This is a genomic window from Caballeronia arationis (assembly GCF_001544975.2).
Classification (GTDB): domain Bacteria; phylum Pseudomonadota; class Gammaproteobacteria; order Burkholderiales; family Burkholderiaceae; genus Caballeronia; species Caballeronia arationis.
On the sequence record NZ_FCOG02000195.1, the window covers coordinates 1 to 8,367 of the forward strand.

General features: G+C 61.7%; 6 protein-coding genes and 1 pseudogene. 5 read left to right on the forward strand and 2 right to left on the reverse strand.

What is annotated here, in order from left to right:
• Positions 1–129: 129 nt before the first annotated feature.
• Positions 130–1,518, reverse strand: a complete 1,389-nt coding sequence (locus AWB81_RS38510) for an FAD-dependent oxidoreductase (RefSeq protein ID WP_062643369.1) — start codon at positions 1,516–1,518, stop codon at positions 130–132.
• 117 nt (positions 1,519–1,635) lie between these two features.
• On the opposite strand from AWB81_RS38510, the gene AWB81_RS38515 reads away from it, so the two are divergent.
• Positions 1,636–3,198, forward strand: coding sequence for a bifunctional AfsR/SARP family transcriptional regulator/alpha/beta hydrolase (locus AWB81_RS38515; protein ID WP_200822618.1), 1,563 nt, complete (start codon positions 1,636–1,638; stop codon positions 3,196–3,198).
• A 184-nt stretch (positions 3,199–3,382) separates the two neighbouring features.
• On the opposite strand, the gene AWB81_RS38520 is transcribed toward AWB81_RS38515, so the two are convergent.
• The gene (locus tag AWB81_RS38520) at positions 3,383–4,054 is read right to left on the reverse strand and encodes a TetR/AcrR family transcriptional regulator (protein ID WP_235026130.1); all 672 of its coding nucleotides are present in this window, start codon (positions 4,052–4,054) and stop codon (positions 3,383–3,385) included.
• Positions 4,055–4,278: 224 nt separating this feature from the next.
• Between AWB81_RS38520 and AWB81_RS38525 the strand changes: the two genes are divergently transcribed.
• The 4 genes and pseudogenes from AWB81_RS38525 to AWB81_RS38540 form a co-directional block, all read left to right on the forward strand.
• The gene (locus tag AWB81_RS38525; RefSeq protein ID WP_062643376.1) at positions 4,279–5,127 is read left to right on the forward strand and encodes a fumarylacetoacetate hydrolase family protein; all 849 of its coding nucleotides are present in this window, start codon (positions 4,279–4,281) and stop codon (positions 5,125–5,127) included.
• 58 nt (positions 5,128–5,185) lie between these two features.
• Positions 5,186–6,124, forward strand: a complete 939-nt coding sequence (locus AWB81_RS38530) for a VOC family protein (RefSeq protein WP_062643378.1) — start codon at positions 5,186–5,188, stop codon at positions 6,122–6,124.
• Between the two features lie 88 nt (positions 6,125–6,212).
• A complete protein-coding gene (mhpA, locus tag AWB81_RS38535; protein ID WP_062643380.1) occupies positions 6,213–7,829 on the forward strand; it encodes a bifunctional 3-(3-hydroxy-phenyl)propionate/3-hydroxycinnamic acid hydroxylase MhpA in 1,617 nt (538 codons plus the stop codon).
• Between the two features lie 32 nt (positions 7,830–7,861).
• Positions 7,862–8,287: pseudogene (locus tag AWB81_RS38540) on the forward strand (porin); the annotation flags it as partial.
• Between the last annotated feature and the right edge of the window lie 80 nt (positions 8,288–8,367).

The window sequence follows — 8,367 nt, forward strand, 5'->3', positions numbered from 1 at the left end:
CCATGGCCCGAATGCTCACGTCCTGCAGTCGTAGGCTTGCGATGGCGAGGCGTTCTTCAGGTTGAAGGTGCTGGTATGAAGTAGTTTTGTCGGGCATTGCAACACCTTATACGAAATAAGTGTTGCACCTCACTTTTGAGGCCGCCGTGTTATATCGCAGGTTGCTTCGATCGCACGCGAAGGAGCGGATAGCGCAAGCCTCCAGTTGCCCCGCCAGACCCGCCAAGCGATCGCAGGGCTGAGCAGGGATGGCGGCGGGATCATCAGGTTTACGACCTTCAGAAAGGTGGTCGCCAGCGCGCTGTCGCTCGTCGCAGCAAGATGAAGCTTGCCGATGTACCAGTTGATGAAACGCAGCATCGGCGGACGCGCGCCCTTAACTTGCGGATGGCGGAGGTCGTTGCCAACCGCGATGTCCCATGGAATGTCGACGATCTTCGCGGCCGCCCTGAAGAACCGCCGCGCAATATGGTTCGAGCCCGCGAGCAGGCATTGGTGCAGCGTCAGCGCCTCCTGTGCCGCGACCGTCATGCCCTGCCCGTAAATCGGGTTGAAGCTGCAGATGGCGTCACCGAAAACCAGATAGTTCTCGGGGAAGCGTGCGAGCTTCTCGAACCGCCAACGCACGCTGGACGCGTAGCGGTAGCGCCGGTAATCGCTTAACGGCTCAGCCCTTGCGACAACATCGTGAATCTCCGCGGTCGGCAGCGTCGCCAGATACGCGAGAAAGCCTTGATCGTTATCGGGTGCGTCGTCGCCCAGAAAGCCGCCGGCACTGACGATCCAGCTGTCATCCTCCTGCGCGAGCATGACGCCGTTGCGCCAGTTCGGTGCACTACCGGCGACAACTATGCCGAGCTTACCGTCGAGATCAGTCGGCCGACGTCGATAGGTACGAGTCATGTAGACAATGCCGATCTCGACCTTCTCGTTGACAGGAGGTTGATAGCCGAGTTCTTCAAGCCAATCTGCACTGGACGAACCACGGCCGGTCGCATCGACGACGAGGTCCGCGCTGACCGTCTCGTCCAGCTTGCCCTCAACACGTATGCGCACACCGGTCACACTCTTGCGGGCTGCGTCGCTGGCAAGACCCTGCACAGCGCAATTCTCCATGGCGCGCACGTTCGGCAACCTCAGGACCCGTCGGCGCAGATGGCCTTCGAGCACGGGACGACTCGCAAGCAGGCCGATCAGGCCACTTGTTCCATTAGCCAGCTTGACGTTGCGGCCGATCCAGCTGACATCGTTGGCGACATCGCCGAGCAACCCGCCGCTCTGCGCGACGACTTCGTTGTTATACCCTGGGAAGAATTCCTCCAGTATCGCGCTGCCGCGCGCAAGAAGCCCGTGGATGTGGCGACCCTGCGGGACGCCCTTGCGTGGAATGTCTGCTGCTGGAAACGCATCGCGTTCGAGCACGGTAACGGTGGTGTAGAAATCCGATAGTGCGCGTGCGGCCAGCAGCCCACCCATGCTGGCGCCGATTACGATCGCATGCTCGCTCAGGTTCTTCATGACGATCCTCCAGTTCGATCCGTCGCACTGAGTCCGGCGACGATCGTCTGCAGCGAATGGTAGTATCGCCTCGTCCCCTGAGCGTCCCCTGGACGCCGTCATTGAGGTCGCATCACGATGACTCTGTTCAGCGTGCGGACGCTTGGATTTCCGGAGATCCGTCGGGACGACCGGCTGTGCGATCTGGCCTTGCGCAAAGGCCTGGCCCTGCTGATCTATCTAGCGGAAGCGAAGGGCTCAGTCGGGCGCGACGTCGTCGCAACCATGTTGTGGCCGGAAAACCGCGAAGAGGTGGTACGGGCGCGGCTGCGGCGCCTGTTGCATCGTCTCCAGCTTACGCTCGGCAACGACGTTCTCACAATTGACCGGTCGACGGTTCGATGGTCGTCAGGAATCGACCTGCAGGTGGATGCCCAACTGTTCGAGCAAGCCTGCGACCGCGGCGAGTTCGAGCGGGCCTGCCGTCACTATTCCGGCGACTTTCTGGAAGGCTTTTCGCCCGGCGACTGCCCGCAGTTCGATGAGTGGGCTTTCTTTCGCCGTGAGGCCTTGAGGGGCAGAGCGATCCAGGCGCTCGAGCGGGTGGTGCACGACAGGAATGCAGCCGGCGCCTACGCGGCTGCGGCCGCGCACGCCGGCCGTCTCGTTGAGCTCGATCCACTCAGCGAGGTGTACGGCCGGCATCTCATCCGCAATCTCCTGCTGGCCGGCGATCGGGCCGCGGCCGAGCGCCACCTCGAAGCCCTGACGCAGCGCCTTCGCGACGAGCTCGATGTGGCGCCCGAAACCGAGACCGGCGCGCTGCTGATCGCCGGCGCAACGCCGCAGACCGAGGACCCGCCGCCGACCCGCTTTGTCAGCGGTCGCGACGTCCATCTCGCGTTCCAGACCTATGGCGCCGGCCGCATTGATATTCTGGTGCTGCCCGGTTTCGTGTCCCACGTCGAACGGGTTTGGGAGGAGCCGCGGTGCCGGGCGTTCCTGTCTTCCCTCGCCGAGATGGGCCGTCTCATCCTGCTCGATCGTCGCGGCGTCGGACTTTCCGACCGGGTCGGGTTCAATCCCAGCGTCGACGCGACCGCGCAGGACATCGGCACCGTGCTTGACGCCGCCGGCAGCCGCCGGGTCGTGCTGTTCGGGGCGTCCGAGGGCGGACCGGCATGCATCAAATTTGCCGCCGATCAGCCCGATCGAGTCGCCGGCCTCATACTCTTCGGCTCGTTGGCGAAGGGAAGCGCGACGCCCGACTATCCGCACGCGCTGCAGGCCCGGCAGTATGACATCTGGTTGCATCAGCTCGCCGTAGCCTGGGGCAGCCCTGCCGGTATCGAGACCTTCGCGCCGAGCCTGTCTGGCGATCCTCAGGCGAGAGCCTGGTGGGCGGGCTTGCTCCGTGCCGCGTCGAGCCCGGGAGCCATCAAGGGCGTGATCGAGGCGCTGCGCGATATGGATGTGCGGCATCTTTTGGGCCGGATTTCCGTTCCGACGCTGGTGCTCCACCGTCATGGCGACCGTGCAGTTCGCGTCGGCGCCGGCCGGCATCTCGCCAGCCACATCGCGCAGGCGCGATTCGTCGAGCTCGACGGCAGCGATCACTGGGCGTTCGCGGGCGATCAGCAATCCGTCCTCGCCAGTATCAAGCAATTTGTCCACAGCCTCGCGGCGTGCAGGCGCGCATAGCCGACTGGCGCGCCGCTGCGTGTGGGCGATCGGTGACTCGCGACCCTATTGGGACGTTGGACGCATCGAATCGAACGACAGCTTCCCAGGTCGGTGCAGCCGTTCGCTTGCGCCGTGGCGTCACACTGGAGCTTCCTTTTCTCTTCAAGAGGCGCGACGAACGCGCTAGAACTCTTCCTTCGCCCTAACTCGTCGCGTCACGATGCAAGCCGCCGTCTTCGTCTGCCAATGCATCGACTCGTTCAAAGATAGCGCCGCGTGGTGCTGGAGGATCGGCGATCGGTGCGTAGGCAAGTTTTCGTGCTTCCTTCGCTCCGATGCCGAAGGCGCGCATGAGCGCGTACATGGACTGCTCGGCGTAGTCGACAGGCGCGTCGCCCGATAACAGCGTTTCGATGCCGTACATGATCGAGCCAAGGGCAATATCGCGCGCGACAACCACATCCGCTATGTCGAATCGACCCGCATCCAAGGCCATCTGCAGATCTCGGATGAGGTACTCGTCGAGCAAGCGGCCTCGCGAACCCCTTTTCGTGCCCACCCGCGTGATGAACGCGCCCCACAGCGGATACCGTGCCGCCATCCCCATATAAAGCCGCGAACCCACCACCACCCGCTGCGCCGGATCATCGATTGCGCGTACGAGCGGATCGATGACCGCAAGGACTTCATCGCTGCTTTCGCCCGCCACCGCCGACAGCAGTTCCGCAGTCGTGCGGAAGTAGTTGTAGAACGTCCCGCGTGCTACTCCCGCCGCTGCGATGAAATCGTCGATCGTCGGGGCGTCAGCGCCCTTTTCTGCAAAAACCGCCAGCGCACTTTCGATCAGACGAATACGCGTCTTCTCGCGTCGCAACGCACCTACGCGAGTTCGATGATTTTCGCTCGATTCTGTCGCTTCCATTGGCTATCCCGTTGATCTGGTTTGATTTTAGCAGTGCACGGGCTCCGAGGGTTTGTCCTATGTGTATTCGTATTGACGAATTTGTCAATTTGCATAGAATTGGAACTGACACATTCGTCAATACGAGATTCACCGCACCCTGAGGCACTTTGTCTCCGGGTCTACAGGAGGCAGAAATGAGGTTTGTCAGTTTCGAAAAGAATGGCCGTGCAACCCTCGGTGTTAGCGAAGGAGACTACGTGCGCGTCATCGGCAACGAACCGCTGGAGTCGCTCCTCGCGCGCGGCGTCCGTCTCGATGAGTATGCGAAGACCAACGCGACGGAGGAAAAGGTGCCTGCTGCCGGCCTGAAGTACCTTCCGACGCTACAAAAACCGCCGAAGATCGTTTGCGTGGGTCTGAACTACGCCGACCACACGAAGGAAAGCAACTACGAACAACCCGACTACCCGACCCTCTTCCTGCGTGTCAACACAAGTCTTGTCGCGCACGAGCAGCCGATGATCCGTCCGAGCGTGACCGATTCCGAAGGGCTCGATTACGAAGGCGAGGTCGCCGTCGTGCTGGGCAAGGGAGGCCGCCATATTTCGAAGGAAAACGCGCTCTCGCACGTTGCGGGCTATGCGCTCTTCAACGACGGCTCCGTGCGCGAGTATCAGTTCAAGACGCCACAGTGGACCGTCGGCAAGAACTTCGACGGCACGGGCGCATTCGGTCCCGATCTCGTGACCGCCGACGAATTGCCCGCAGGCGCGAAAGGCCTGCTGCTGGAAACGCGCGTGAACGGCGAAGTGGTCCAGTCGGCCAGCACCGACGACATGGTCTTCGACGTCGCGACGCTCATCAGCGTGATCAGCGAAGCGATCACGCTCGAACCGGGCGACGTGATCGTGACCGGCACGCCGTCGGGCATCGGCTGGGCGCGCACGCCGCGGCTTCTGATGAAAGCGGGCGACGTATGCGAAGTGTCGGTGGAAAAGATCGGCACCCTGCGCAACGTCATCGCCGATGAAGCAGCGCGCTAATTCCTTATCCGCGAAGCCGGTCGCAGAGCCGGCGCTTATCGAACCTGGAGACACGGTCATGAGCGACCCTGCCGTAGCATCCGCATGCGCGAGTGTTCACTCGATCGATCACTTTGCGCTCAACGTTCCCTCGCTTGCCGAAGCCGAGCGTTTCTTCAGCTCGTTCGGTCTCGACGTAGCTGCAACGGACAAAGAACTTGAACTGCGCGCAGCCGATGGACATCGCTGGGCGCGCGTCTTCCCTGCGTCGAGAAAGTCGCTGGCGTATTTGAGTTTCAACTGCTTCGAAGAGGATTTCGCAGCGATCTGCGAACAGGTAAAGGCGGCAGGCGCGGACCTCGTTGTATCGCCCAATCAAGGCTTCTGGTTCCACGATCCGGACGGCAACCTGATTCAAGTAAAGGTCGGACCGAAGACGACGCCCTTCGATAAGGAACCGTGCGTCGTCGCGTCGAGCAACGCGGACGAGCGCGGCGCGCACATGCGCTCGGAGGCGAAGACCGTGCGTCCGCGACGTCTCTCTCACGTGTTGCTGTTTTCACCAGACGTCCTTGGTGCGCTCGATTTCTATGGCAAGGCGCTCGGCCTGCGTTTGTCGGACAAGTCGCTCGACATCATCGCGTTCACGCATGCACCGCACGGCAGCGACCATCACCTGGTTGCGTTCGCCAAGAGCAGCGCGCGCGGCTGGCACCACGCGGCGTGGGACGTCGATAACGTGAACCTCGTCGGTCAAGGCGCGTCGCAGATGGCCGCTGCCGGTTTCACGAAAGGCTGGGGGACTGGCAGACACGTGCTGGGCTCGAACTACTTCCACTACGTGCAGGACCCGTGGGGCTCGTTCTGCGAGTACTCCGCCGATATCGACTTCGTGTCCGCAGGCCAGGCGTGGCCCGCTGGCGACTTCGCGCCGGAAGACTCGCTGTATCTCTGGGGTCCGCCGGTCCCCGATGACTTCATCCACAACACCGAAGCCGGCGTCGTCTTAGAGGACTGATCGCTTCACACCCTTCGCATTGATTCGATGGCTGCCGGTTCTTCCGGCGCCAGGGCACAACTCGCTCTTTTTTAGCAGGTGAACCGAAATGACAGATCAAACGATCCTCGACGTCGCGATTGTTGGATACGGCCCGGTCGGGCAGTCTCTTTCCATATTGCTTGGAGAACGCGGCTATAACGTTGCGGTCTTCGATCGCTGGCCTTCGCTGTACCCGCTTCCGCGGGCGGTATTCCACGACCACGAGATCCGCCGTGTATTTCATGCGATGGATATTGGAGCAGACGTCGAGCGCATCTCGCAACCGTCGTCCAAATATCAATGGTTCAACGCGGACTGGAAGACGCTTGTCGAAATCGACTGGTCGGCGGAATCGATCAGCGATGGCCCGGTGGGCTATCTCTTCAACCAGCCGTCGCTCGAAGCGCTCCTCGACAGGAAGGCGAAATCGCTTCCAAATGTCTCCGTACAACAGGGCTGGGAAGCAACCGGATTGCGCCAGTTGCCCGACTGCTGCGAATTGACTTTGCGTCGCGGCGTAATGAACGGCGCGAGTTGGGATCCGACCGGCGAGACGCAGACGGTGCGCGCACGCTACGTTGTCGGAGCGGACGGCGCGAACAGCTTCGTCCGCAAGTCGCAGAACATCGAGTTCGATGATCTCGGCTTTCAGGAAGACTGGCTCGTCATCGATCTGAAACCGAACGATGGCGTGAAGCTCGACGTGCCCGACATCGGCCAGTGGTGCAACCCGGCGCGCCCGACGACGATGGTGCCGGGCGGTCCGGGCTTGCGTCGCTGGGAGTTCATGCGTCTGCCGCACGAATCGATCGAAGACCTGCAAAAGCCGGAGAAGGTGTGGGAACTGCTGTCGCCCTGGGTCACGCCGGAGAGCGCGACCCTCGTGCGCCATGCCGTCTACAAGTTCCGCTCGCTGATCGCAAGAAACTGGCATAGCGGGCGCGTGGTGCTTGCGGGCGACGCTGCTCATCAGATGCCGCCGTTCATGGGCCAGGGCATGTGCTCAGGCATCCGGGACGCATGGAATCTCGCCTGGCGGTTCGACCTGATTCTTAAGGGCGTTTCGTCGGACCGTGTGCTCGACGATTACACCCCTGAGCGTCGCCCGCAAGTGCGTGCGGTGATCGATGCATCGATCGCGATGGGACAGGTCGTCTGCATCTCGGACAAGGAAGAAGCGGCTCGACGCGACGAAGCGTATCTCGCAGGCAACGTGCCTCCGCTGCCGCCGTTCCCGGGTCTCACCGACGGCCTGATCTGCAAGGATCCAGCATTCGCCTCGGAGAGCGTGGCCGGACTGCTCAGCGTTCACGGCCAGGTAACGAACCTCGGCGAAGCATCCCGTTACGACGACGCAGTGCCCAACGGATTTCATATCATCGCGCTCGATGCTCACCCGAACCGACATCTCGACGCGCAAGGCAAGGCCGCTCTTGCTGCCATCGGCGGGCGTTCGACCGGCATCACGACCGACGCGGACAAAGCCGTCAAGGATCGCGTGCTGCTCGACGTCAGCGGCAAGTACAAACAGTTCTTCGATGAGCACGGCGTCAAAGCCATCGTCGTGCGGCCCGACTACTACATCTTCGGTGGCGTGCAGACGCTCGAAGAACTACCGGCGTTGTTGAGCGATCTCGTGTCGCGCCTTTCGATCGACGAAAACGCGGCAGTTGTCCTTCCCTGAAAACCAATCTAGAAGAAACACAGGAGAAGAAAATGAGGAAGACACTATGCGCGCTGGTCGCTGCATGCGCGCTCACCTCGCAGGCTCAAGCGCAAAGCAGCGTGACGCTGTTCGGTATTCTCGACGTCGGCCTGAGCTATGTGAGCAACGAAAACGGCAGCCACAACTTCAAAGCCGACGACTCGATCTGGACGCCGAGCATCTGGGGTATCCGTGGCGTCGAAGATCTCGGCGGAGGCTACAAGACCCTCTTCGAGCTTGCGTCGCAGTTCTCGGTGAATAGCGGCGCGGGAATCCCTGGACCGAACGCCGACTTCAACCGACAGGCTTTCGTCGGTCTCTCGAAGGACGACGTCGGGCGCATAACGTTCGGCCAGCAATACAACCTGATGGCCGACTTCCTCTTCTTTCCGCCCGCGAGACTGGATGGCGCCTTCACTTATGGCGGCCTTTACAACATGGGTTCGTCAGTAAAAACTGTGGGTCGACGGAGGCTCGGGTAGTTTTCCAAGTGCATGATAAAGCGCGATTTCTGTCG

Excerpts from the sequence above, each read along its gene's own strand:
- AWB81_RS38515 (WP_200822618.1), top strand. The coding sequence starts at position 1,636 with ATGACTCTGTTCAGCGTGCGGACGCTTGGATTTCCGGAGATCCGTCGG.
- AWB81_RS38510 (WP_062643369.1), bottom strand. The coding sequence starts at position 1,518 with ATGAAGAACCTGAGCGAGCATGCGATCGTAATCGGCGCCAGCATGGGT.
- AWB81_RS38530 (WP_062643378.1), top strand. The coding sequence starts at position 5,186 with ATGAGCGACCCTGCCGTAGCATCCGCATGCGCGAGTGTTCACTCGATC.
- mhpA (WP_062643380.1), top strand. The coding sequence starts at position 6,213 with ATGACAGATCAAACGATCCTCGACGTCGCGATTGTTGGATACGGCCCG.
- AWB81_RS38525 (WP_062643376.1), top strand. The coding sequence starts at position 4,279 with ATGAGGTTTGTCAGTTTCGAAAAGAATGGCCGTGCAACCCTCGGTGTT.